The 24,501-nt window shown below is 63.9% G+C and carries 19 protein-coding genes and 1 pseudogene; 4 read left to right on the plus strand and 16 right to left on the minus strand.

From position 1 onward, the window contains the following. The 15 genes and pseudogenes from ACO41U_RS04890 to ACO41U_RS04960 all read right to left on the minus strand — a co-directional run. Positions 1-187: pseudogene (locus tag ACO41U_RS04890) on the minus strand (TAXI family TRAP transporter solute-binding subunit); the annotation flags it as partial. 218 nt (positions 188-405) lie between these two features. Then, a complete protein-coding gene (locus ACO41U_RS04895) occupies positions 406-1,431 on the minus strand; it encodes an ABC transporter substrate-binding protein (RefSeq protein WP_485942056.1) in 1,026 nt (341 codons plus the stop codon). A 61-nt stretch (positions 1,432-1,492) separates the two neighbouring features. Then, positions 1,493-2,518, minus strand: coding sequence for an ABC transporter substrate-binding protein (locus tag ACO41U_RS04900; protein WP_485942058.1), 1,026 nt, complete (start codon positions 2,516-2,518; stop codon positions 1,493-1,495). 141 nt (positions 2,519-2,659) lie between these two features. Beyond that, positions 2,660-3,439 carry an ABC transporter ATP-binding protein gene (locus ACO41U_RS04905; protein ID WP_485942094.1) on the minus strand — a complete coding sequence of 260 codons (780 nt, stop codon included), beginning with the start codon at positions 3,437-3,439 and terminating at the stop codon, positions 2,660-2,662. Next, complete coding sequence (locus ACO41U_RS04910; protein WP_485942060.1) at positions 3,439-4,494, minus strand: ABC transporter permease; 1,056 nt, start codon at positions 4,492-4,494, stop codon at positions 3,439-3,441. The genes ACO41U_RS04905 and ACO41U_RS04910 overlap by 1 nt, the downstream gene beginning before the upstream one ends. A gap of 615 nt (positions 4,495-5,109) precedes the next feature. Continuing rightward, positions 5,110-6,363 carry a GLUG motif-containing protein gene (locus tag ACO41U_RS04915; RefSeq protein WP_485942062.1) on the minus strand — a complete coding sequence of 418 codons (1,254 nt, stop codon included), beginning with the start codon at positions 6,361-6,363 and terminating at the stop codon, positions 5,110-5,112. Between the two features lie 154 nt (positions 6,364-6,517). Further along, a complete protein-coding gene (locus ACO41U_RS04920; protein WP_485942064.1) occupies positions 6,518-7,942 on the minus strand; it encodes an aminopeptidase in 1,425 nt (474 codons plus the stop codon). A gap of 72 nt (positions 7,943-8,014) precedes the next feature. Continuing rightward, the gene (locus tag ACO41U_RS04925) at positions 8,015-9,016 is read right to left on the minus strand and encodes an ABC transporter ATP-binding protein (RefSeq protein WP_485942066.1); all 1,002 of its coding nucleotides are present in this window, start codon (positions 9,014-9,016) and stop codon (positions 8,015-8,017) included. Next, positions 9,013-9,999, minus strand: coding sequence for an ABC transporter ATP-binding protein (locus ACO41U_RS04930; protein ID WP_485942068.1), 987 nt, complete (start codon positions 9,997-9,999; stop codon positions 9,013-9,015). Before ACO41U_RS04930 ends, ACO41U_RS04925 begins: the two co-directional genes overlap by 4 nt. A gap of 10 nt (positions 10,000-10,009) precedes the next feature. Further along, on the minus strand, positions 10,010-10,906 hold the full coding sequence (locus ACO41U_RS04935) for an ABC transporter permease (RefSeq protein WP_298780866.1): 897 nt from the start codon (positions 10,904-10,906) through the stop codon (positions 10,010-10,012). Positions 10,907-10,916: 10 nt separating this feature from the next. Next, positions 10,917-11,882 carry an ABC transporter permease gene (locus tag ACO41U_RS04940; RefSeq protein ID WP_298780868.1) on the minus strand — a complete coding sequence of 322 codons (966 nt, stop codon included), beginning with the start codon at positions 11,880-11,882 and terminating at the stop codon, positions 10,917-10,919. 151 nt (positions 11,883-12,033) lie between these two features. Continuing rightward, positions 12,034-13,644, minus strand: coding sequence for an ABC transporter substrate-binding protein (locus ACO41U_RS04945; protein ID WP_485942070.1), 1,611 nt, complete (start codon positions 13,642-13,644; stop codon positions 12,034-12,036). A 130-nt stretch (positions 13,645-13,774) separates the two neighbouring features. Further along, complete coding sequence (locus ACO41U_RS04950; protein ID WP_485942072.1) at positions 13,775-14,833, minus strand: M42 family metallopeptidase; 1,059 nt, start codon at positions 14,831-14,833, stop codon at positions 13,775-13,777. A 26-nt stretch (positions 14,834-14,859) separates the two neighbouring features. After that, positions 14,860-15,189, minus strand: coding sequence for a YbjQ family protein (locus tag ACO41U_RS04955; RefSeq protein WP_485942074.1), 330 nt, complete (start codon positions 15,187-15,189; stop codon positions 14,860-14,862). Positions 15,190-15,351: 162 nt separating this feature from the next. Then, positions 15,352-16,167 carry a transporter substrate-binding domain-containing protein gene (locus ACO41U_RS04960; protein WP_485942076.1) on the minus strand — a complete coding sequence of 272 codons (816 nt, stop codon included), beginning with the start codon at positions 16,165-16,167 and terminating at the stop codon, positions 15,352-15,354. Positions 16,168-16,472: 305 nt separating this feature from the next. Here ACO41U_RS04960 and ACO41U_RS04965 point away from each other — a divergent pair, with 305 nt between their 5' ends. Continuing rightward, positions 16,473-18,779, plus strand: a complete 2,307-nt coding sequence (locus tag ACO41U_RS04965) for a hydratase (RefSeq protein ID WP_485942078.1) — start codon at positions 16,473-16,475, stop codon at positions 18,777-18,779. Between the two features lie 59 nt (positions 18,780-18,838). Here ACO41U_RS04965 and ACO41U_RS04970 read toward each other — a convergent pair whose 3' ends face one another. Further along, a complete protein-coding gene (locus ACO41U_RS04970; RefSeq protein ID WP_485942080.1) occupies positions 18,839-20,338 on the minus strand; it encodes a leucyl aminopeptidase in 1,500 nt (499 codons plus the stop codon). A gap of 347 nt (positions 20,339-20,685) precedes the next feature. Between ACO41U_RS04970 and ACO41U_RS04975 the strand changes: the two genes are divergently transcribed. The 3 genes from ACO41U_RS04975 to ACO41U_RS04985 all read left to right on the plus strand — a co-directional run bounded on the left by ACO41U_RS04975 (position 20,686) and on the right by ACO41U_RS04985 (position 24,450). Beyond that, a complete protein-coding gene (locus ACO41U_RS04975) occupies positions 20,686-21,594 on the plus strand; it encodes a WG repeat-containing protein (RefSeq protein WP_298780880.1) in 909 nt (302 codons plus the stop codon). A 130-nt stretch (positions 21,595-21,724) separates the two neighbouring features. After that, positions 21,725-23,149 carry a YfcC family protein gene (locus ACO41U_RS04980; RefSeq protein WP_485942082.1) on the plus strand — a complete coding sequence of 475 codons (1,425 nt, stop codon included), beginning with the start codon at positions 21,725-21,727 and terminating at the stop codon, positions 23,147-23,149. Between the two features lie 155 nt (positions 23,150-23,304). Next, positions 23,305-24,450 (plus strand): ABC transporter substrate-binding protein, encoded by a 1,146-nt coding sequence (locus ACO41U_RS04985; RefSeq protein WP_485942084.1) that lies wholly within the window; start codon positions 23,305-23,307, stop codon positions 24,448-24,450. Positions 24,451-24,501: the final 51 nt, after the last annotated feature.

Raw genomic sequence — 24,501 nt, forward strand, 5'->3', positions numbered from 1 at the left:
GGGCGCTCGCCTTGAGCCCCTCGATGTTGTCCGTCCAGATTTTGGCCATCGCAGAGCCCACGGGATAGTAGGTGCCGCCGGTCGGCCCCGTTGTGACGTTGACAAACTGGACGGCCGCGGCGCCCGAAGCGCACAGGAACAGGGTAAGGAGCGTCAGGAAAAGGAACGAGATCACAGATTTTTTCACGGCAGATTTTCCTCCTCATTAATATTTCAAGCTTGGAGAGAGACATAAAGAATATTCGCCCGCGACAGGCTGCTGACTGTACCCGGCAAAGAACTTCTCCATCCGGTCGTGGAACTTCGGGGCCTCGTCGTAGTATTCCGCCTTGGCCATCGCCAAAAAGGTGCCGGACGGGCCGCAGCGAGGGGGCAAAAAGGCCGCTGGCCGCACCGGCAGCCGGGCTATTTCTGCTCCTGGAGCACCGGGTCCCAGACCTTGTTCAGGATGTCCTCCGTGGGGACGTCCTTCTTCAGCAGTCCGTAGCTCTTGTAGTCCTCGATGACCTTGTTCAGGGTGTCCTCGGTGGCCGCGTCGGTCAGGTCGTAGTTGAAGGTGCTGAAGATCTTCAGCACGAGATCGGGGTCGCCGGAGGCCCAGTTGTTCGCCTGAAGAAGCTTCACGGCCTCCTCGCGGTGAGCCATGATCCACTCCTTTGCCTTCTCGTGGGCGCGGGTCAGCTTCTTCACCGTGATCGGGTTGTTCTCGTAAAGGTCCAGGTTGACGGCGTGGATGCAGCAGGCCTCATCCTTGAAGTCGGGGTCGTGGGTGATGGTGCGGACGACCCGCAGCGTCCCGTCGTCCAGGAACTTCTGGATGAACTGATCGCTCAGCAGCGCGCCCTGAATCTCCCCGCTCTGAAGCGCCAGCACGGAGGCCGCGGCGTCGGCCACCTTGTACTTGACCTCCTTGACCGGATCGATGCCGTCGCGGCTCAACAGGCGCATGACGATGTTCTGGTCGGAGGCGCCGATCCCGTCCGGGACCGAGATGGTCTTGCCCACGAGGTCCTTCGTGGACTTGACGGGGCCGTCGTTCAGCACGCAAAGGGACTTGCAGCCGGTGTGGATGCCCGACGTGAACTTCATGCGCACCCCGTTGACCGCCGGGATCAGCAACGTGGCAATGTGGTCGCCCGCCACGTCGATCTTCCCCGTCCCGATGGCGTCGCCCTGAGCGCTGCTGCCGCCCTGGTAGCGGGTGATCTCGGTCTTGAGGCCCTCGGCCTCGTAGAAGCCCTTCATCTGGGCGATGCCGAAGGTCCCAAGGCACAGCCCGCCGTTGTAGCCGATTCGGATGGTCTTTCCGTAGGCGGGCTCCTTCTTCCAGGCCGCATCCTCCTCCTCTGGCGTCATGGCCAGGGCCGACGCAGCGGAGGCAACGACCAGCGCGAAAGCCGACAGAACGCTCAAAAACCTTTTGTTCGCCATCTTCAAATTCCTCCTCGATTTCTTCACAATCCCCATGGGGAACACATCAGAATCCGACGGGTTATTGCTGTTCGTCCTTCAGCACGCGGTTCCACACCCGGCTCATGACCTCCTGGGTGTCGAGGTCCTTGTTCAGGATGCCGCAGACCTTATAGTCGTCGATGACCTTGACGAGGGTTTCCTCCGTGACCTGATCCGTGACGGAATAGTCCAGCGTGTTGTAGTACTTCAGGACCTTATCGAACTCCCCGGAGGCCCACTTGTTCTCCAACATCAGCTTGATGGCCTCCTCGCGGTTGGCCATGATCCACTTCCGAGCCGCCTCGTGGGCTCGCGTCATCTTCTTCACCGTGATGGGGCTGTTCTCGCACAGGTCCTGGGCCACCGCGTAGATGCAGCAGGTCTCGTTCTTGAAGTCCTCGTCCGTCGTGATCGAGCGGACGATCCGCAGCGTCCCATCGTCCAGGAACTTCTGGATGAACTGATCGCTGAAGAGCCCCGCCTCGATCTCCCCGTTCTGCATGGCCAGGACCGCAGCTCCCTGGTCGGTCACCTTGTACTTGACGCCGTTCACGGGGTCGATGCCGTCGCGGAGCAAGAAGCGCATCGTAATGTTCTGGTCCGAGCCGCCGATGCCGCTGGGCACCGCGATCGTCTTGCCCACGAGGTCCTTGGTGGTCTTGTACGGGCTGTCGTTCAGCACGCAGAGGGACTTGCAGCCGGTGTGCATCCCGGTGGTGAACTTCATCTGCACCCCGTTGGCCGCAGGGACCAGAAGCGTGGCGATGTGCCCGCCCGCCACGTCGATCTTGTGCATGCCCAACGCGTTGCCCAGCGTGACGGTGTCCCCCTGATAGCGGACGATCTCCGTCTTCAGCCCCTCGGCCTCGTAGAAGCCCTTCACCTGCGTGATGCCAAGGGTCCCCGTGCACAGCCCGCCGTTGTAGCCGATGCGGATGGTCCTTCCGTAGGCGGGCTCCTTCTTCCAGGCCGCGTCCTCCTCCTCTGGCGTCATGGCCAGGACCGACGCAGCGGAGGCAACGACCAGCGCAAAAGCCGACAGAACGCTCAAAAACTTCCTGTTCATCCCCAAAACTCCTCCTTAACCGTAAACTTCGCCTCCCCGGAAGGGAAGCGCCCAACGAAGCGAGGCTGAGGGTTCCTCCAGCCCCGGACAGCCCCCCTGCAGGGGAGCCACATTCGCTCAATGCTTATGGTGACTTAATTCTCACGCCCCCTCCGCGTGTCCAAAATCGAGCATCTCCAGGACCTCTTTTCGGCGTCCCAGAAACGCGGCACTCGTTCGGTTGCGGGGGTAGGGCATGTCGTTCTTCATGTCCACGCGGATGCGCCCGGGCCGCGGCGCCATCACCACGACCCGCGTGCCCAGGTACAGGGCCTCGTCGATGTCGTGCGTCACCATCACCATCATGTGCCCCGAACGCTGCCAGAGCTTCAGGAGCTCATCCTGCATGGTCATGCGGGTGAAGGCGTCCAGCGCGCCCAGAGGTTCATCCAGCAAAAAGACCTTGGGGTTGTTGATCATGGTGCGGATCAGGGCCAGCCTTTGAGCCATGCCGCCCGACAGCTGGTGGGGGAAGTCGTCCCGAAACTCCGTCAGCCCTGCCAACTCCAGGAGGCGCTCCGCCGACTCCTTCATCTCGCCCTGCCGCTTCATCATCCGCGGACTGAAGTTCAGGTTCTGCTCCACGGTCAGCCAGGGAAAGAGGGTCGGCCTCTGAAAGACCATGCCCCGCTCGGGGTCCGGCCCCGTGATGGGGGTTCCGTTGAGGGTCAGCGTCCCACTCGTGGGGACGATCAGGCCGGCGATGAGGCGGAGGATCGTGGACTTTCCGCACCCGGACGGCCCGACGATGGACACGAACTCCCCGTCCGTCACCGCGAGGTCGATGTCCTCCAGCGCGTGGGTCACGTCGTCCGTGTCGATGCGCGCGAAGCCCTTGTACACGCCGCGCAACTCCAGCACGTTCTTCTCCCTTGCGCCCATCACTGCACCACCCCTTCCTGCCAGCGCAGGAGCCGTCTTCGGATGCGGCTCAACGCCCAGTTGACGGACACGAACACGATGCAGAGGACGATGATGGCGGCGTACATCTTGCCGTACTGTGCCCAGCTCTTCTGCCACGTGACGTACCAGCCAAGCCCCGACTCCACTCCAACCATCTCGGCCACGATCAGGGCCATGCAGGCGGAGCTCATACCCTGGGTGAGCCCCTGCAGGATGTTGGGCAGGGCGAAGGGCAGGGCCACGTTGAGGACCAGTTGGCTCGGCCTGGCTCCCAGGGTGCGGGCGGCCTCGTAAAAGGACCGGTCGATGTTGCGGATGCCCGTCATGGTGGCGATCGTCAGGGAGTACCACACGCCAAGGGCGATGATGAACACGCTCCCCGTGAAGAGAGAGGACGCGACGACCATCACGACGGGGATCCAGGTGGGAGAGGGGATCGCGCCCAGCAGTTTCATGAAGGGGGCGACCCAGTAGTCCACGCTGCGGCTGTAGCCGCAGGCCACTCCGGTAACCAGCCCCAGCCCAGCCCCGACGAAGTAGCCGCTGAAGAGCAGAAAGAGGGAGTTGAGCGTGCAGTCGAACAGGTAGGCCTTGTCCTGCCACGCCGCGTTCAGGACGTCGTCCACCCAGGGAAAGTAGGGCAGCATCAGGGTCCCGTGCTTGAGGGTCAGGAGGTCGTACCCTGCCAGGAGGAGGAAGACGAAGGCGTAAAAGGGCGCCTTGTAGCGAAGACGGTAGAAGACCCGGCGGAACCGGAAGGACAGGAGAAAGGCGGCCAGGGAGAGCGCGGTCAGGACCCCCAGGAACCAGGTGTAGGTGTCGGTGCTCTGGTTCCCCTTGAGGTTCGGGACCAGGAGGTATTCCGCCAGGGCTACGCACCCGGCCAAAACGGGCAAAAAGCAGATCAGGTAATCGCAGAAGAGGCGCAGCGGGGTCCGCGGGGCGCTCTCCAGCTCCAGCAGGCGCTCCCGCGTCAGGTTGTTCAGCACGTCCTTGCCGTCCAGGGCCGTGCCCATGTTCCAGTCATTTTTCACAAATCGTCACCCCTGCCCTTATCCGACAAAAAGCACAAGGAGCACAGAACGCCCGTCGGGCGCTGCACGCAACCTCAAAGACGCCCCATGGACGACGACGTCCGTCGGGCCTCTTGCGTTTATCTCAGTGCAGCAAAAAAGGGAATGTCGTCAGCAGGGCCAATGCAGGGACAGAAAAGATGGAAAGAAGTGCCTCCGAAGCGGGGCAGGCGCCCCAAGGAGCCTCAGCCCCGAAGCGGGGTCAAGACCGTCAAGACAAAAGACGAGAGAGCCCGGATCCTTCCATGCGCGGCCGCGTGACGACGTAATGCACCCCGTGCACCGTCCGCAGCGGCTCACGTCATCGCAGAACGCATGGCAATCCTCCTCTCCCAAATAGAACGATCCAGCACAACGATTCTTTAACGCTTGAATCGACGTCATTCTAACAAAGGGTCTGCGAGGCTGTCAATAGGGACGGGGACGGGAATGGGGGGGGACAGGACACTTCTCGAAGGAGGGCTTGAGAGAATTTTTTAAAACCAACATATTTAAATGGCCGGCCCTGAAGGGCCGGCCACGAAAAATGTTCTGCGTTATCCTTTTTTGAACGCGACAGCGGAAGCGACTTAAATCTTAATCCCCCTGGTCCGCGCTCTCGTACATCCGAGCGGTCGTGCCGACTTCAGCCCCCGAGGACTTGCCGTCGACAAGGACCTTCGCGTTCGCCTTCGTCGCCGCGTCGTACGAGCTGTCCGCGTTGGTGCGTCCGAGGATCGTACCGGGGGTCACGGCTCCGTCGATCGTGCCGGACACGGAGCAGTTCGTGATCCTGAAGGCCGTTTCCTTGCCGTAATAGTAAAGGCCGGTCCCGACGAGGCCGCCAACGTGCGTCGCATCCTTCGCGTCGATGTCGATCGTCACGGAGCAGTTGTCGATGATCGCAGGATAGTTGGTCACAGAGTGCTTTGCCTTGTCCGGGTGCGTCCCGGAATAGCCGCACAGGCCGCCGATGGCGTGCCCGCCGTTCGTCGTGACGATCTTCACGTCGGCCCTGCAGTTCGTTATCGAATCCATCATCTCGAGGCAGCCACCGATGCCGCCCATGCCGACCGGCTCCCTCCCGGAGGCCTTCACCGTGCCGGAGGCGGTACAGCCGCTGATCGTGCCGCCGAAGCTGCCGCCGACGATGAGGCCGCCGGCCTCGGCTATGTCGTCCTGGACGATGCGGTCGGGGAAGTTGTTGTCGCCTATGAGCTCGATCTCGACGCCCTGGGTCCGGCAGTTGCGGATCGTTCCGTGGCTATTACCGCCGATGACCCCGCCGACGCAGTTGAGGCCGAGGATGGAGGAGCTTCCAGTCAGCGCGACGTTCTCCACGGCGCCCAGGTTGTAGCCGACGACTCCGCCGATCGCCACAGACTTTCTTTCCCCTGCGGGGAGATGGGTGACGTGAACGAACGCATTGACGACGTTGAGGTCCTTAATCGTGCCGCTGCTGACGCCGAAGAGTCCGGCTCCGACGGTGAAGGCGTCCGTCTCGTAGCGCAGGTTGGACACCGTGCGGCCCGCCCCGTCGAAGGTGCCGCGGAAGAAGGTCGATTGTTTCTCGTAGCCGTCCATATTCCCGATTGGCGTCCATTGAACGCCCCTGAGGTCGATGTCGGCGCTCAGCTTGAAGTACCGCCCCAAATAGCCGTCCCGTTTCCCGCCGTTGACGTTCGCGGCGAGGGCCAGCAGGCTGTCCGCGTTCGCGATCAGATAGGGGTCCCCCGCAGTGCCGGAGCCTCCGTCGAAAGCCACTTCCGCTTTGTCGGAAGAACCGCCGCAACCGCCGGCGACCACGACCGCCAACACGAGAAAAGCCCACCACATCATTGATCTCTTCATCGTCAATACGCCCCTCTCTGAAGTGATTTTAACGAACGCACTATTTGCCTTTACCAAATTTCAGTCATCGTTCGTTAAGTTAGCAAGAGCTAACCACTTCAGCGCGAGTATATTACCTATTCGGAGTGGTGTCAAGGCTGGACCGGCATCCACCTCACCGGTGCGCCCTGCACACGGCCTCCATGGCCTTGAAGGTCATGTAGCAGTCCAGCTTGGCCGCCACCTCAAAGGGCGCGTGCATGGAGAGCAGCGGGACGCCCGCGTCCAGCGTGTCGATGTTGCGGTTGGCCATGAAGAGTGCCACGGTGCCGCCGCCTCCCGCGTCCACCTTGCCCATCTCCGACATCTGCCAGGTCACGCCGGCGTCGTCGAACCACCGCCGGACGGCGGCTACCGTTTCGGCCGAGGCGTCGGAGGCGCCGCTCTTGCCCCGTGCCCCCGTGTACTTGTTCAGGGCGATGCCGCGGTTGAAGCGGGCGGAGTTGCGTTTGTCGAACACGTCCGGGAAGTTGGGGTCGAAGGCCGCCGTCACGTCCGCAGAGAGGCAGAAGGAGCGCTCCAAACACGCCCGCAACGGCACGTTCTGCGCCTGGCAGAGGTCCTCCATAAAGGTGTCGAAGGCGGCGGTGCGCATTCCGCTGACGCCAACGGAGCCGATCTCCTCCTTGTCCGCCAGCACACAGACGGCGGTCCTCTCCGGAGCCTCGTCCAGGTCCAGGACGGCACGCAGGGCGGCGAAGGCGCAGACCCGATCGTCGTGGCCATAAGCCCCGATCATGCTGGCGTCCACCCCCACGTCCACGGCATCAAAGGCGGGGACGGCCTCCAGCTCCGCCGAGATGAAGTCCTCCTCCGTGAAGCCGTACTTCTCGTAGAGCAGCTTCATCACGTTCAGCTTGACGCGGTCCTTCGCCGCCCCTGCGCCTTCCTCCTCCTCGCCTCCGTTTTCGGAGAGCGGCTCGCTGCCGATCAGCAGGTTCAGTTGCTCGCCCTTGATGCCCTCGGACAGGGGCTTCTTGTTCTGCTCAGCGCCAAGGTGCGGCAAGAGGTCGCTGATGACGAGGCGGGGTTCTCCGCGCTCCCCTCCCAGGGTCACGGAGAGCGTGCGCCCATCCTTCATGGCCACGACGCCGTGCAGCTCGAGGGGGATCGTCACCCACTGGTACTTCCGGATGCCGCCGTAATAGTGGGTCTTGAGGTAGGCCAGCTCGCTGTCCTCGTAGAGCGGGTTGGGCTTCAGGTCCAGCCGCGGGCTGTCGATGTGGGCCGCGGTCATCTGAACCCCCTCCTCAAGTCCAAGGCGGCCGACGACCGCCAGGATCAGCATCTTGCCGCGGTTGTTGAAGAACACCCGGTCCCCGGCCTCAAGCGCCATGCCCCGGACGTAGGGGCGGAAGCCCGCCGCCTCGGCCAGCCGCACGCTCTCCTGCACGCACTCGCGTTCCGTCTTCCCCGCGTCGAGAAAGGCCTTGTACGCCGTGCAGTAGGCGTTCATCCGTTCCCGCTCCTCTGCGCTCAGGCGCTCGTAGCCATTCTTTGGTTCGACGCAGACCTTCTTCTTCCATTCTTTGGCGTTCATGAAAAAACCTCCTTGAAAATCGGGGCTTCAAAAAAGATCCGGCGGAAGGCCAACGTCGCCTCCCGCCGGCGACTACCGGCAAAACAGGTGGCACTGCACGAAGCGGCCCGGCTCCACTTCCCGCTCCGGCGGCAGCTCGGTGCTGCAGACGGGCATGGCGCAGTCGCAGCGCGTGTGGAAACAACAGCCGGACGGCAGGTCCATCGCACTGGGAATCTCCCCGCGAATGCCCGCGAAACGGTTCATGTTGTGTCCGGAGAGCGTGGGGATCGACGAGAACAGCGCCTTCGTGTAGGGGTGCAGGGGATTAGAGAAGATCTGGTCCCTGCTCCCCTTCTCCACGATGCGCCCCAGGTACATCACCCCCACCTCGTCCGAGATGTGCTTCACCACGGACAGGTTGTGGGCGATGAAGAGGTAGGAGAGGCGAAACTCCTCCTTCAGCTCCATGAGCAGGTTGAGGATCTGCGCCTGGATCGACACGTCGAGGGCCGACACGGGTTCGTCCGCGACGATGAACTCCGGGTTCACCGCCAGCGCCCGCGCGATGCCGATCCTCTGGCGTTGCCCGCCGGAGAACTGATGCGGGTAGCGCGAGGCCTGCTCCGGCCGGATACCAACGCGCTCCAGCAGCGCAAGCACGCGCTCCCGCGCCTCGCGGCGCCCCGCGACGACGCCGTGGAACAGCATGGGCTCCGACAGGATGTCGAAGACGCTCTGGCGCGGGTCCAAAGACGCATAGGGGTCCTGAAAGATCATCTGGAGCTTTCGGCGCAGCGGCAACATCCGACGCTCCGACACGTGGGTGATGTCCTGCCCGCGGTAGGTCACCGTGCCCCCCTTGGGCTCCAGCAGGCGGATGATGCTCCGCGCCGCCGTGGACTTCCCGCAGCCGGACTCCCCCACCAGGCTGAACACGCGCCCCTCCGGCACGTCAAAGCTGATGCCGTTCACGGCGTACACGACGCGCTTGCGCCGCACCACACGGCCACGCTCAAAGCGAATCTGGCTCAGGAGCGAACGGTCCAAATCAAAGCGCTGTTCCAAGCCCCGGACGGAAAGGATGGGGGTCATGATCTCACCTCGCGATGGATTGGAAAGTGACAGGCGACGCAGTGGCCGGGCTCGAGCTCCCGCAGCTCTGGCACGGAGGTTCGGCACAGGTCCTGCGCTCGCTCGCAGCGCGGGCTGAAGCGGCAGCCCTGGGGCAGGTCGAACATGTTGGGAACGATGCCGGGGATGGTCTTGAAGCGCCCCTGTTCTCGGTTCAGGTCCGGGATGGAGTTGATGAGGCCCAGGGTGTAGGGGTGGAGGCTCCCGTCGATCACGGCACGGGCCGACCCGCTCTCCACGATCCTGCCGCAGTACATCACGTTGATACGGTCCGCGATCTCCGACACCACGGCCAGGTCGTGGGTGATGAGCATGAGGGAGCATCCCTCGGCATGAATCAGGTTCGTCATGAGGCGCAGGATCTGTGCCTGCACCGTCACGTCCAGCGCCGTCGTGGGCTCGTCCGCGATGATGAGGCGCGGGCGCGCCGCAAGGGCGATGGCGATGACGACCCGCTGACGCATACCACCCGAAAACTGATGGGGGTAGCTCCCCAGCCGCCCCTCCGGGTTCGAGATGCCGACGGACCGAAGGAGCTCCACGCTGGCCCTGCGCCGGTCGGCCCGGCCCATGGAGGTGTGCAGCCGCAGGACCTCGTCGATCTGCTGGCCGATGGTGTACACGGGGTTGAGCGACGTCATGGCGTCCTGAAACACCATGGAGATGTCCTTGCCGCGCACACGGTTCATCTCCCGCTCGGAGAGCTTCATCAGGTCGCGTCCCGCAAAGAGGATCTCTCCCGACTCGATCCTCCCCGGCTCGTCGATCAGGCGAATCACCGAAAAGCCCGTCACCGACTTGCCGCCTCCCGACTCCCCCACCACGGCCAGGACCTCCCCGACGCGGATGTCGAAGGACACGTCGTCCACGGCCTTGACGACGCCTTTAAAGGTATGGAACCACGTTCGCAGGCCCTTCACCTGCAGAAGCAAACGGTCATCCATGGCGCGCGCCTCACTTCAGATTGGGGTTCATCTCGTCGCGCAGAAAATCGCCGAGAAGGTTGATGCCGAACACGATGATCATGATGTAGAGCCCCGGCAGGATGGACACCCACCACAGGCCGCTGTAGAGCACGGTGAAACCGTTGTTGCAGAGCATCCCCAGGGAGGGGCGCGAGATCGGAACCCCCAGGCCCAGGAAGCTCAGCGTCGCCTCCGTCAGGATGAAGCCCCCCACCTGCATCGTGGAGAGGACGACGATGGAGGCGAAGACGTTGGGCAGCACGTGCCGGAACAGGATGCGCCAGTTCGGCAGGCCGATGACGTGGGCCGCCTCGATGTACTCGTTGCGCTTGACCGAGAGCGTCTCCCCCCGCACGGTGCGGGCGTAGCGCACCCAGCCCACCAGCATGAGGGACAGGAGGATGTTCGCCACGCTCCGCCCCAGGATCGACATGAGAAAGAGCGCGATGAGCATGGAGGGGAACGAGAGCTGAACGTCCGCGATGCGCATGATGAGGGCGTCCACCTTTCCTCCGAAGTAGCCGGAGACCAGCCCCAGCACGATGCCGATGGCGCTGGCCATCAGGGTGCCCAGGAGGCCGATGACCAGGGACACCTGACTGCCGTAGACGATGGCGCTCACCATGTCGCGCCCCTGCTGGTCCGTCCCCAGCAGGAACTTCGGGTCCCCGCCCTCCATCCAGAACGGCGGCTTGTAGGCGTCGGCCAGTTGGAGCTCCGCCATGTTGTAGGGGTCCTGAACCGTAAAGTAGGGGCCGATCAGGGCCACCAGCAGCACGAAGAACACGATCAGTGCGCCGGCGACGGCCGTCGGCGAACGGCGAAAGTTGTGAAAGAACTCCGACTGAAAAAAGGCGCGGAGCCGGCCTTTCCTTGTCTCTGACATGCCCGTCCTCCTATCGCAGGTCGATGCGCGGGTCGATGACCACATAGAGCAGGTCCACGACGAAGTTGATGGCCACGAACATCACGGCGACGAAGAGGATGTACGCCGCGATGATGGGCCGGTCCGCGCTGGACACCGCGTCGATCAAGAGCTTTCCGATGCCCGGCCAGGCGTAGATGGTCTCCGTGATCGTCGTGAAGGCGATCAGGTTGCCCAACTGCAGGCCGAACACGGTGACCACGGGGATCAGCGTGTTCTTCAGGGCGTGTCCGAAGAGCACCCTTCCGGTGGAGACCCCCTTGGCCCTCGCGAACTTGACGTAGTCCCGGCGCATGTTCTCCTGCATCCCGGCCCGCGTCAGGCGGATGATCGTCGCCACGTTGCCGAGGGCCAGCGTGATGGACGGCAGGACGACGTGGGCCCAGCCATCCGCGGTGGCAAGGCTCGTGGGCACGCCCAGGATCGTGCCCACTGCGCCGCGTCCGGACACGGGCAGCACGCCGAGGTAAAGCCCGAAGAAATAGATCATCACCATGCCGATCCAGAAGGAGGGCATGGATATCCCCGCGATGGAAGCGGCCATGACGCACCGGCTGAACCGGCTCTTGGGGTAGGCCCCCGCCCACACGCCAAGGGGAACGCCCATGACGATGGAGAGGATCATGGCCACCGCCACGATGTCGAGCGTGGCCGGAAGCCGTTCGGCGATCAGCGTGAGCGCCGGCAGGCGGTACATGTAGGACTGGCCGAAACGGCCGTGAAGCACGTTGTTGAGGAATATCCCGTACTGCACGTAGAGGGGCTTGTCCAACCCCAGTTGGGCCGACACCGCAGCGATTTCCTCCGGCGTAGCGTTCTCGCGCACCATGAGGTACACCGGGTTGCCCAGCACGCTCGTCAGGACGAAGACGATGAGCGACACGGCGAACATCACCAGGACCAGTTGCACCAGCCTCCTGGCAAAAAACTGAAGCACAACGTCACCTCCAAAAATTTATGCGGGGAGCGCCGGAAAGTGCCTGAGGCGTCACAAACGGGCACGGTCCAGGGAGAGGACCGTGCCCATTGCCCATACCGGCGTTTTTACGAAAGGGGCCCATGGCCCCAGGGAAGAAGGCCTGAATCCGTCAATCCTTAAAGGACACGTCCCAGGCGTAGACGTACTTGTTGTACCTGGGCGCGTAGTTGATGCGGCTGCCGACGGCGTAGAGGTCCATCTGGAAGTGCAGGGGGATGTAGGCCGTATCGTCTGCAGCCAGTTTCCACGCCTGCTTCACCAGGTCGGAGCGCTTTTCCGCGTCCGCCGTCTGCATGGCCTCCTCGATGAGCTTATCGACCTCCGGGTTCTGGTAGTAGCCGCGGTTCACCCCGCCCCAGCCCTGCTTCACGTACTCGCCGGGCTTCATGGAGTAGATGCAGTCCAGCGCGATCAGGGCGCCCTCGCCGCCCGAGTCCGCCCAGCCGGTCTGGCAGAGGTGCGTGTTGTCGCCGCTCTTGTTGGTGGCGCCGATGTAGGAGAAGAAGACGTTGCGGGACATCAGGTTCAGGTTGACCTTGATCCCCACCTTCTCAAGGTAGCCGGCTATGGCTCCGGCGATCGCCGCGTCGTTGATGTAGCGGTCGTTCGACGCATCGAGCGTCACCGTGAAGCGCATGCCGTCGGCCTGGCGGGGGTACCCTGCCTCGTCCAGCAGCTTCTCCGCCAGGGCGGGGTCGTAGGGCAACCGCTTGACGTCCGGGTTGTAGCCGTTGTAGCCCTCAGGGCAGTAGGTGGCGGCGGGCACGGCGTAGCCGTTCATGACCTTGGAGATGATCTCGTCCTCGTTGATGGCGCGGTACATGGCCTCGCGCACCCGCTTGTCCACCATGGGGTTCTTTCCCGTCGGGGAGACGAGGGGGAACTTGGAGTCCTTGCTGGGCGACTCGACGCAGGACGGGTTCAGGTAGATGATGCGAAGGCTCGGCGCCTTCAGGATGGTGATGTCCTTCTGCTTCTCCAGCATGGACACGTCGCGCACCGGCACGTCCACGATCATGTCCACGGCGTTGGTCATCATGTTGGCCGTCCGCGTCCCCGCGTTCGTGATGGGCTTGTAGGTCACGTTCTCCGCCTGCGGCTTCTCGCCCCAGTAGCCCTCGTTGCGCTTAAAGACGATGCGGTCGCCCCGCACGTACTCCGCCAGCTCGTACTTGCCCGTCCCCATTGGGTTGTTGGCGTTGTAGTCCTCGTCGTGGGCCTCGCAGGTCTCCTTGTCCAGGATGTACACGTCCTTCAGGTGGCAGAGCAGGAGCGCGTTCGGCGCCTTGCAGGTCACCTTGACGGTGTGGTCGTCCACCTTCTCGTACTTTTCGACCGTGGCGAACGCATAGACGAAGGCGGACTTGCCCGCCAGCTGCCCCATGTCGAAGGAGTAGATGACGTCGTCCGCGTTGAAGTCGTTTCCGTTCGTGAACTTGACACCCTTCCTGAGGTGGAAGGTCCAGACGGAGGCGTCCTCGTTCACCTCCCAGCTCTCGGCCAGAAGGGGCATGAACTTCAGGTCCCGGTCCAGGTCGATGAGCGGCTCAAAGACGTGCTGCATGATGGCGTTGTTGATCGTCTCGTTCAGCGTAAAGGGGTAAAAGGAGTGGGCATCCGCCGTCAGCCCGATGGTGACGTCGCGCGGGCCCACCGCCCAGGCGCCGGAGGCCGAGAACACCAGCCCTGCCAACAACAAACACAGGATACTTCGCTTCATAAATCGCTTCCTCCTCGTGGGGTAGATTGCAGGAACGTCCTGCTGCTGTGATAGAGTATACCTCAAAAGCTCCATCTGCGGGGGAAAATCAAGGACGCCGGACCGGGACGCCCTCCCCGCCCCCGCCGGCTCAGGACACCATGGGCGCCGTCAAATAGGCGGTCAGAAGCCGAAGGGCGGCGTCGATGGAGTCCGCGTGAGTGCGCTCATAGCTGTGGGTCGCCTCCGCCGCCGGACCGAAGCACAGGGCGCGGACGTCCTTCCCCGCCTTCAGGCAGGCCGAGGCGTCGGAGCCGTAGTTCTGGTAGGCGTCGATGCGGTACGGGATGTCGTTCGCCTCCGCCAGGGCCTTCAGCTGACGCACCATGCGGCGATCGTAGGGCAGGGCGCCGTCGCGGGAGAGGATCGTGACCGCGTGCTCGCTGGACGCCGTCCCCGCCGCCACGACGCCGATGTCAAACGCTGCCACCTCCTCCGCGCGCGGCGGGATGGCGGGCGTGCCGTGACCGATCTCCTCGTAGTTGCTGAGGTAGACGTGCGTCGTGTGAGGCAGCTCCACGCCCCGACGACGAAGGTCCCGGACGGCCGTCAGCAGGATGGCCACGCTGAGCTTGTCGTCCAGGAAGCGGGACTTGATGAACCCCGTCTCCGTCACCACGCTCCGCGGCTCAAAGGAAACGATGTCCCCCGCGTGAATCCCCAGAGCCTCCGTGGCCTCCTTCGAGCTCGTCATCACGTCCAGGCGGACCTCGACGTTCTCCTCCGTGCGGGGCTCGTCGCGCTTGTTGATGGGCGTCGCGTGCCGCGCCGCCCGATCCGGCAGGAGCGTCCCGTCGTAGGCCGCTCCATCCAGGGTGTGTACCGTGCAGTTCTCGCCCTCAAAGCTACGCCAGTCGTAGCCCCCGATGGGGTAGAGGCGCAGACGGCCGTTGTCCTTGATCTCGTGCACCACCGCGCCCAGCGTGTCCAGGTGGGCCGCCACCACGCGCTGGCGCTCGTCGTCCCGCCCGCTCAGGACCGCCAGCACGGCATCCTTCGCCGTCCGGGTCGGGGCAAGCCCCGCGTCCCTCAGCTCGCGTTCCGCCACGTCCATGACCGCGGCGCAGTCCCCGGACACGGAGGGGATGCTCAGCAGCTTCAAGGTCAGGTCCACCACGTCCTCCACCAGCACATTCTTCTCGTAGCGCAAGGTTCAAACCTCCATCCGCTCGCCTGTCACTCGACCCTGGCAAGCCTCACGGCCGTGCCGCTGCAGGCGGCCATCAACATGCCGCCGTTGGGCCCCAGCACCTCGTAATCGACCCGGACCGCGAGGACCGCATCGGCCCCCAGCGCGCGGGCCCGCTGCTGCATCTCCTCGAGGCTCCTCTCCCGCGCATCCTGCAATTCCTCCTCGTAGCCCCCAGAGCGGCCTCCGATGATGTTCCGGATGGCCGCTCCGAAGTCCTTGATGAAGTTGACGCCCAGGATCACCTCGCCCGACACGATGCCGAGGTAGCCAACGACCCGCCACCCCTCCAGGTCGTTCGTCGTGGTCACGATCATGCCGATCCCTCCTAAAAAAATTTGACACGACGGCATTGTAGCACGCGAAGCGCCGAAAGGACACGTAAAACAAAGAAAGGGCCGCCGACGTGTCGGCGGCCCTGCGAAAGGTTCGGTGTATCGCGCTTTCCTTCTTGCGCCCTCCGGGCGCAGGGATGCCTATCAGCGCTCCTTCTTCGGCCTGGCGACCAGGCTCTTCGTCCGCACCAGCCCCACCTGTCTCGATATCTCGTAAGGCTCGGAGAAGTCCACCAGCCTCTTGCGCTCCTCCGTGACGGCAATGCCCGAACAGATCATGTCAACCCGGCCCTCCTCCAGCGCTGAAAAGAGCGCGTCGAGAGGGCAGGCGACGACGCTGAGCTCCATGCCCAGCTTCCTGGCGACGGCGGCGCAGACCTCGACGTCGATGCCCGTGAAGCCGCCCTCCTTCGTCATGTCGTAGGGCGAAAAATCCGGTCCCATCCCCACCGTCAGTTTTCCGCCGGCGGCCCCTCCGTTGAGGTCGATGTCCTCCGGCCTCGTGGAGTCCGGGTCCTCCCGGTACTTCTGCACGATGGCCTCAAGCGTCCCTTCGGCCTTGAGCTCCGCCAGGGCCCTGTTCACCTTCTCCAGCAGGGCCTGGTTCCCCTTCCGGAAGCCGATGGCGTACCGTTCGGCGGACAGGAGCCCCGGCAGGATCGACAGGTCCCCCGACGAGGCCTTGACGAACTGCATGGCGGCGGCTTCGTCCATGACGGCCGCCTGCACCTTGCCCAGCTTCAGCGCCTCCGCGACGTCCTCCCCCCGGTCGAAGGCCGTCAGCCGATCCTTCGCCCGGTCACCAAGGAGCGCCCTCGCGAGCCCCTCCGCACTCGTCCCGCGCTGAACGCCAAGCTTCGCCAGCCTCAGGTCCGCCGGCGTCGCGAACGTCAGCTCCTTCTCGACCGGACAGGCTCCGACCGCCGACGCCGGGACCGCACGGGCAAGAGCCGCCAGCACAACGCCTCCCAGAAAAATCGCAAACAAAAACCTTCTTATTGAAAAAACCTCCATTCATGATGATGTATCCATATTATAACAACAAAGCGCCGGCGGGCGACGCTCACGCCTGCTCCAGAGTATCTCATGACAAAGTTGAGATAAAATAAAGACAGTAGTCTGTGACCCGAAGTTGAACCAAACGTATACCGGCAGGACAGAAAAAACGCTCACAGGACGCGCCGTCACATCTTGTGCGACGACCGATGGGGACGAAGTCAGGCATTGCTCCACGCTCAGGTGACTTTAACAAGGGGGGATTTTTTATGGTAAAACTTTACGATGAGGGCGTATACCTCGTCCATGGGACGGAGGTCGTCCGAGAGTCAGAGGAGGCTAAAGTCCGCCAGTTGACTGGAAGGGACGCGGACAGGGCGACGGCCTTGCGGGGGACCATCGCCTGGGGCATACTCGAGGCTCACAACACGTCGGCTTCCATGGAACGTCTGAAGATCAAGTTCGACGCCATGACCTCCCACGACATCACCTTCGTGGGCATCATCCAGACGGCACGGGCCTCAGGGATGGAGCGCTTCCCGCTGCCCTACGTCCTGACGAACTGCCACAACTCGCTCTGCGCCGTGGGGGGCACCATCAACGACGACGACCACCTCTTCGGCCTCAGCGCCGCAAAGAAATACGGCGGCATCTACGTCCCGCCCCACATCGCCGTCATTCATCAGTACATGCGGGAGAACTTCGCCGGCTGCGGAAAGATGATCCTGGGCTCCGACTCCCACACCCGTTATGGCGCCCTGGGGACCCTGGCCGTCGGCGAGGGGGGCGGCGAGTTGGTAAAACAGCTCCTGGACGATACTTACGACATCTCTCGGCCCGGCGTCGTGGCCATCTACCTCAAGGGGAAACCCGCGCCCTTCGTCGGCCCCCACGACGTGGCGCTCGCCATCATCCGCGCCGTTTACAAGGACGGATACGTGAAGAACAAGGTCATGGAGTTCGTGGGGCCTGGCGTCTCCTCGATGACGACGGACTATCGCAACGGCGTGGACGTCATGACGACGGAGACCACGTGCCTGTCCTCCATATGGCGGACGGACGGGGACACGAAAACGTTCCTGAAAAAGCACCACAGGGAGGAGGACTACAGGGAGCTGAATCCGGCGGACATCGCCTACTACGACGGCTGCGTGGAGGTGGACCTGGCGACGGTGAAGCCCATGATCGCGCTGCCCTTCCACCCGTCCAACGGCTATACGATCGACGAGCTTTACGAGAACCTGGAGGACGTCCTCCAGGAAACTGAGGTTGCAGCGGAAAAGGTCGCCGAGGGCCGGGCGCGCTTCACGCTGCTGGATAAAATAACGCCGGACGGCAAGCTCCAGGTGCAGCAGGGCGTCATCGGCGGCTGCGCGGGAGGAAATTACACGAACGTCGTAGAGGCCGCCCGCTGCCTCAAGGGAAGGTCCTGCGGCAACGACGAGTTCTGCCTCTCGCTCTACCCGTCGTCCCAGCCGGTGTTTACGGACCTGGACAGGAAGGGATTCCTCGCGGACCTGATGGACGCCGGTGCGGTGATCCGCACGGCCTTCTGCGGCCCATGCTTCGGCGCGGGGGACACGCCGGCCAACAACGCGCTGTCCATACGGCACACGACGCGCAACTTCCCGAACCGCGAGGGCTCCAAGCCCGGTCAGGGGCAGATGGCGGCGGTGGCCCTGATGGACGCCCGCTCCATCGCCGCCACGGCGGCCAACGGAGGGACGTTGACGAGCGCCGAAAACTTCGAGTGTCAATGGGGCGACGTGCCGGAGTACGACTACGACGACAGGGCGTACCGGGCCAGGGTTTACCAGGGCTGGGGAAGGGCGGCGCCGGATACGGAGCTCCGTTCGGGGCCAAACATCAAGCCCTGGCCGGAGATGGGGCCTCTCGCGGAGAACATCCTGCTGCGGGTGGCGTCGAAGATCCTGGACGAGGTGACGACGACGGACGAGCTCATCCCATCGGGGGAAACCTCCTCCTTCAGGAGCAATCCCTCAGGGCTTGCGGAGTTCACGCTGTCGCGGCGGGACCCGGAGTACGTGGCTCGGGCCAAGGCCATCCAGGCGCTTGAGGAGGAGCGCCGCGCCGGTCACAAACCCGAAGGCGCCGGCCTGGAGGAGGTCTTTGCCCTCATTCAAAGGATACCTGGTCAGGAGAGCGTCGATCCAATGAAGGTCGAGATCGGCTCCGTCGTGTACGCCAACCGGCCTGGGGACGGCTCCGCCCGCGAACAGGCAGCCTCGTGCCAGCGGGTGTTGGGCGGTCTGGCCAACATCGTGCAGGAGTACGCCACGAAGCGCTATCGCAGCAACTGCATGAATTGGGGCATGATCCCCTTTCACCTCAAGGGCAGGCCGGACGCGTTCGACGTGGACGACTACATCTACGTGCCGGACATCTGCAGGGCGCTGGACGGCAACCTTCAGGATATTCCAGCGTATGTCCTGAAGGACGGCCGCGCATCGGAGATTTGCCTTTACGTCCAGGATATGACGGCCGAGGAGCGGGAGATCGTCAAGGCCGGGTGCCTCATCAACTTCAACAGGAATCGACGGAAACGGGGAAAGTGAACCATGGGCACGCGCGGTCTGGCCTCCTTCGGGAGGCCAGACCGCCTTCCGCCCTTCTCCTAAAGCGAGGCCAGGTAGTCCAGACAGGTGCGGACGCCGAAGGCGCTGGCCCCCCTCGCGTAGACGCCCCACGCCTTCTCCATGAAGTCCACGCCCGCGATGTCCAGGTGGGCCCAGGGGATCGACCGATCCACGAAGTTCCCCAGGAAGAGGGCGGCGAAGGTCGCTCCGCCGTAGCGCTGGCCGGAGTTCACCAGGTCCGCAAAGGGGGACTTCAGCTTTTCCGCGATGCGATCGTCCTCCGCGGGCAGTCGCCAGAAGCGCTCCCCACGCCTGCGGGCCGAGGCCAGAAGGGCCCCCGACAGGTCATCGCTGCGCGAGAAGAGGCCCGCCCTCCAGTTGCCCAGGGCCACCGCGCAGGCCCCCGTCAGCGTCGCGATATCGACGATGGCGTCAGGGCGCATCTCGCTGGCCAGACAGAGGGCGTCCGCCAGGACCAGCCGGCCCTCCGCGTCCGTGTTGTTGATCTCGATCGTCTTGCCGTTCCGGGCGCGGACGATGTCGTCCGGCCTGAAGGAGGAGCCGGAGGGCATGTTCTCGGCCGAGGCCAGGATGCCGTGGACCTCCACGTCCAGCTTCATCTCCGCCGCGCCGCGCAGGATGCCCATGACGCAGCAGGCCCCGGACTTGTCCCCCTTCATGGTGGTCATGGATGAGGCGGGTTTGATGTCGAGCCCGCCGCTGTCGAAGGTGATGCCCTTGCCCACGAACACGACCTTCCTGCGCGCCTTCCCGCCCCCCGGAACGTAGGAGAGGCGGATCAGGCGCGGAGGCGTCGCGGAGCCGCTGCCCACCGCCAGGAGCGCGCCCATGCGCTCCTCCTTCAGCCGCGCCTCGTCCCACACCTCGCAGTCCAATCCCAGTTCCTTCGCCATCATCTGAGCGCGGTCGGCCAGCGCCGGCGGGTTGATGACGCAGCCCGGCTCGTTGGCCAGGTCCCGCGCCGCGACCTGAGCGGCGGCGTAGGTCATCCCGCGCCGCCCCCCGGCCTCGTCCAGGCCGGGGACCAGGACCTCCCGCAGGGCGAAGGCACCCTCGTCGTCGTCCTCCTTCCGCTCCTTGTACTTGTCGAAGGCATAGCCGGAGAGCCCCGACGCCTCCCCCACGACGACGGACCAGTCGGGCGCCTCCGGGCCGAAGGGCCGCCCGCCCCCGACGTTCAGGTGCTCCATGGGGACCAGGGCGGACTCGCAGCGATGGCGCCCCGCCTCGCGCAGGGCGGCGGTCAGCGCGTTCCGCACCGCCTCGGCGCTGCAGGCCTCGTCCTCTCCGCTGCCCAGCCCCACCAGGAACAGGTTCCTCACGCCGCCGCTCAGGAGCGGCACCCGCAGGGACGTCCCCGCCTTCCCCGTGAAGTCCTTCCGCGCCGTCAGTTCCTTCACCGCATCCCGGCACGGCACCTCCGGCACCGACCTGCAGTCCTCCTCCCGCAGGAGCAGGACGACGGCTCCGCCGCTCCACCCCGCGGCGTCTCCGCCGTACACCTTAAGTTCCACCATACACAAAGACCCCTTTCATGAAATGGCCGCCACAAGTTCCGAAGGCGGAGCCGCCCCCAGGGGCGGGAGCCACGATCGAACCCGACCAACGCCCTCTAACCCTACTTCAAAACCCCCGTTTTGTCACCCCAAAAACCCGGTCGAAGGTTTTTTTGCGCAAGTGCCGGAGGTCGCCTCCGGCACGCGACCTCACTGCAGCGAACGCGCCACCTCCGGCGCGCTTTTTTGATATGATTTGATATAATACGAAAGAGCAGGGGAACCCCTTTCAATCCCCTGCGAAGCCGTTCACGAATCCGCACGAAAGGACAAGGATGTCGATGGCTTTAGGAATCGCGCAAAAAAAGTTGAAAAGGATTTTGACGTGCCTGCTTCCAGCCCTCGCCGCGGCGTTTTTTGCAGTGGGAGCGGAGGCGGTGCAGACGCGCCCGCCGCGCGTCGTGATCGACTTCGAGTACGCGGAGGCAAGGGACTTCCACGAGGGGTTGGCCGCCGTGAAGTCAAATGATGCCTGGGGCTACATCGACAGCCTGGGGCGCATGGTCCTGCCCTTCGTCTATCGAGTCCCGGAGGCGGGGCCCTTCAGCGAAGGGGTGGCCTTCGTCGGAGACCGCTACATCGACCCCGACGGGAAGCCCGTCTTCGGGGACGCCACCTTCGAGGGAGGGCTGCCCTTCAGCCAGGGGTTCGCCGCCGTGCAGCGCGGCGGCCTTTGGGGCTTCATCGACATGACGGGCCGGTTTGCCATCGCGCCGAGCTTCGAGGCGGCCGGCTCCTTCTCCCAGGGGCTTGCGCCGGTGCGGCGCAACGGCCTTTGGGGCTACGTCGACGCAGGAGGACACATGAAGATCCCACCCCAGTTCCTGAGCGCCGGACCCTTCAGCGAGGGGCTGGCCGCCGTGGAGGTCCAGGGGCGGTTCGGCTACATCGACGTGGCGGGACGGGACCGCATCCAGGCCTCCTTCGACGAGGCGGGCCCCTTCAAGTACGGCCTTGCCCCCGTGAAGCTCCACGCGAGCTATCGCGCCTGGGGCTACATCGACGCGCGGGGACGCCTCGTCATCCCCCACCGCTACAACGAGGCCCTGCCCTTCAGCGAGGGGGTCGCCGGGACGGCGACGGACGCCCGATGGAGCTTCGTCAACGTCCTGGGCGAGAACGTCCTGAACAACCAATACGACGAGGTGCGGCCCTTCAGCGAGGGCCTGGCCGCCGTGCGCCAGGAGGACCTTTGGGGGTACATCAGGGCGCAGTGAGGATCAAATCGGACGCGCCGCTTCGACCTCGCGAACCGGCGGGCGTCGGGCGCGGCTGCTTCCGGACCGGACAGATTCAAGAGGACTTCGTCCTCGTGTTTATTCCATAATTATTTAGGAGGAATTCAAAGTGTCAGAGAACCTCAAGCCCCCCGCGAAAAAGCTCCGTGAACTGCCCCACATCTTCGTGCTCCTCTTCTGCGTGCTCGTCTTGGCGACCATCTCCACCCACATCGTCCCCGCGGGGCAGTACGCCAGGGTGATGGACGAGGGACTCAAGAGGACGGTCATCGACCCCACCTCCTTCAAGTACGTGAAGGACACGCCCGTCGGCATCTTCGACATGTTCGTTGCCTTGGAGCTTGGCCTGATCGAGGCGGCCAACATCGTCTTCCTCATCTTTGCGGCGTTCTCTTGCCTCTACCTGATGGAGAAGACCGGAGCCATCGACGCCAGCATCGCCCTGATGGTCCGCAAGGCGAAGAAGAACCCACGGTTTTCCCTGGGCCTGATCGTCGTCCTGATGACGATCCTCTCGATCTGGGGCTCGACCGGAACGCTGTCCTATGAGGAGATCATCGCCTTCTCGCCGATCTTCGTGTCCCTCAGCATCGCGCTGGGGTACGATGCGCTCACAGGCGTGGCCATCTCCGTGGTCCCGGTGGGGATCGGCTTTGCCTCGGCCACCGTCAACCCCTTCACGATCGGCGTGGCGCAGGGCATCGCGGAGCTTCCCATGTTCTCCGGCATCGGATACCGCTGCCTCGTCCTCGCCGTCATGACGGCCTTCAGCATCCTCTACGTCCTGAACTACGCGAACCGGGTGAAGAAGGCCCCCTCGAAGAGCTTCGTCAGCGACGTCGACTACTCCGACTTCACCATCGACGAGGAGAAGATGAACACGCCGTTCACGCTTCAGCGCAAGCTCTCGATGCTCGCGCTCCTCGTCGGCGTCTGCGTCATGGGCTACGGGCTGATCTTCCTGGGATGGTACATCAACCAGGTCGCCGCGATCTTCATGATCGTCTCCGTCGTCGTGGGGCTCATCAACCGCTGGGGCCCCAACCGCATCGCGAGCACGCTCTGCGACGGGCTGTCCAGGGGGGTCGTCGCCGCGCTGACCGTCGGCGTGGCCCGCGGCATCCTCGTCGTGCTCACGAAGGGTAACGTCATCGACACGCTGATTCACGGCTGCGTCAGCCTCCTCGAGGGCCTGTCCCTCTACGCAAGCGCCGTCGGCATGCTGGTGTTCCAGAACCTGCTGAACTTCCTGATCCCGTCGGGATCGGGACAGGCCGCCGTCGCCATGCCCATCATCACCCCCATCGCCGACCTCATCCACCTGAACCGGCAGATCGCGGTGCTGGCCTTCCAGTTCGGAGACGGCTTCTCCAACCTGCTGTGGCCCACGGGCTTCATGGTCATCGTCTGCGCCATGGTCAAGATCCCGCTCTCGCGCTACTATCGCTGGATCATCCCGTTCTACGCCATCTGTTTCCTGCTCCAAGTCGCCTTCATCGTCGGCGCGGTCGCGATCAACTACGGCCCATTCTAGGCCGGAGGGCGAGGACCCTGCCGGAGCACATCGCGACAGGGTCCTTTACATTTTCACGTCGGGCCGGTACAATAATAGTTATAAAATTTCTGCTCCTCAAAATTATTTCCAACGGCTTTCCCGAAATCTATTGAAATTATCTGGAGGTGGACACATTGAGAAAGGCTTTAGCGGTACTGGCAATGGTTTTGGCGGTTTCAGGGGCGGCGTACGCAGCGGAGGGCCCCATCAAGATCGGCTACCTTGCCGCGCTCACGGGCGACTACGCGCAGTACGGCATCACCGAGGTCAACATGGCGAAGATGGTGGTCAGCGAAACCAACGCCGCGGGAGGCATCCTGGGGCGTCCCATTGAGCTCGTCGTCTACGACACGAAGACGCGCAACGAGGACGCGGTCAACGCGGTGCGCCGCATGATCGAGAGCGACGGCGTCTGCGTCATCGTCGGGGCCAACACCAGCGGCATCAACATCGCCACGGCGCCCATCGTGAACAAGGGCCACGTCCCCCAGATCTCCACCATCGGGACCAACCCGCTCGTGACCGTGGACAACAAGGGCAAGGTCCGCCCCTACTCGTTCCGAATCTGCTTCACGGACCCCTATCAGGGCGCGCTGGCAGCCGACCTGGCCTACAACGACCTGAAGAAGACGAAGGCCGCCATCCTGTACAACGTCGGCTCCGACTACGCCCACGGGCTCCGCGAGTTCTTCACCAAGGACTTCCAGAAGCTGGGCGGCACGGTCGTGGCGGACGAGGGCTTCCGCGAGACGGACGTGGACTACCGCGCGCAGCTCACCACCATCAAGAACTCGGGCGCGGACGTCCTGTTCCTGCCGGGAATGGGGAAGGACATGGCGCTGGCCATCAAGCAGGCCCAGGAGCTGGGGCTCGACGTCACCGTCATCGGCGGCGACGGGTACGGCGAGTTCATGAACGAGATCGCGGGCGACGCCATGAAGGGGACGTACTGGATCAACCACACCTACCTGGGGGACCCCGTCATGGCCCCGATCTTCGCGCGCTACAAGGCAACCTACAACGACGAGTGCAAGGAATTCGTGAACGGCACGATGGCCTACGACGCCATGTGGTGGGTCCTGGACGCCATCAAGCGTGCGGGCGTGGCCGAGGGGCCTGCGATCGCAAAGGCACTTGAGGAAACGAAGGGTCTCAAGCTGAACCACGCCACCCTCACCATCAACCCCGAGGACCACAACCCGCTGAACAAGGCGGGCATCATCCTGAAGGTCGGCGACGACTTGAACACGCAGTTCTACAAGAAGATAGAGCCGAAATAAACCGCGTTCACGGGGGGGCCCAAGGCTGGCGTTCGTCGGTCCTGGGCCCCG

The organism is Fretibacterium sp., from assembly GCF_057312375.1.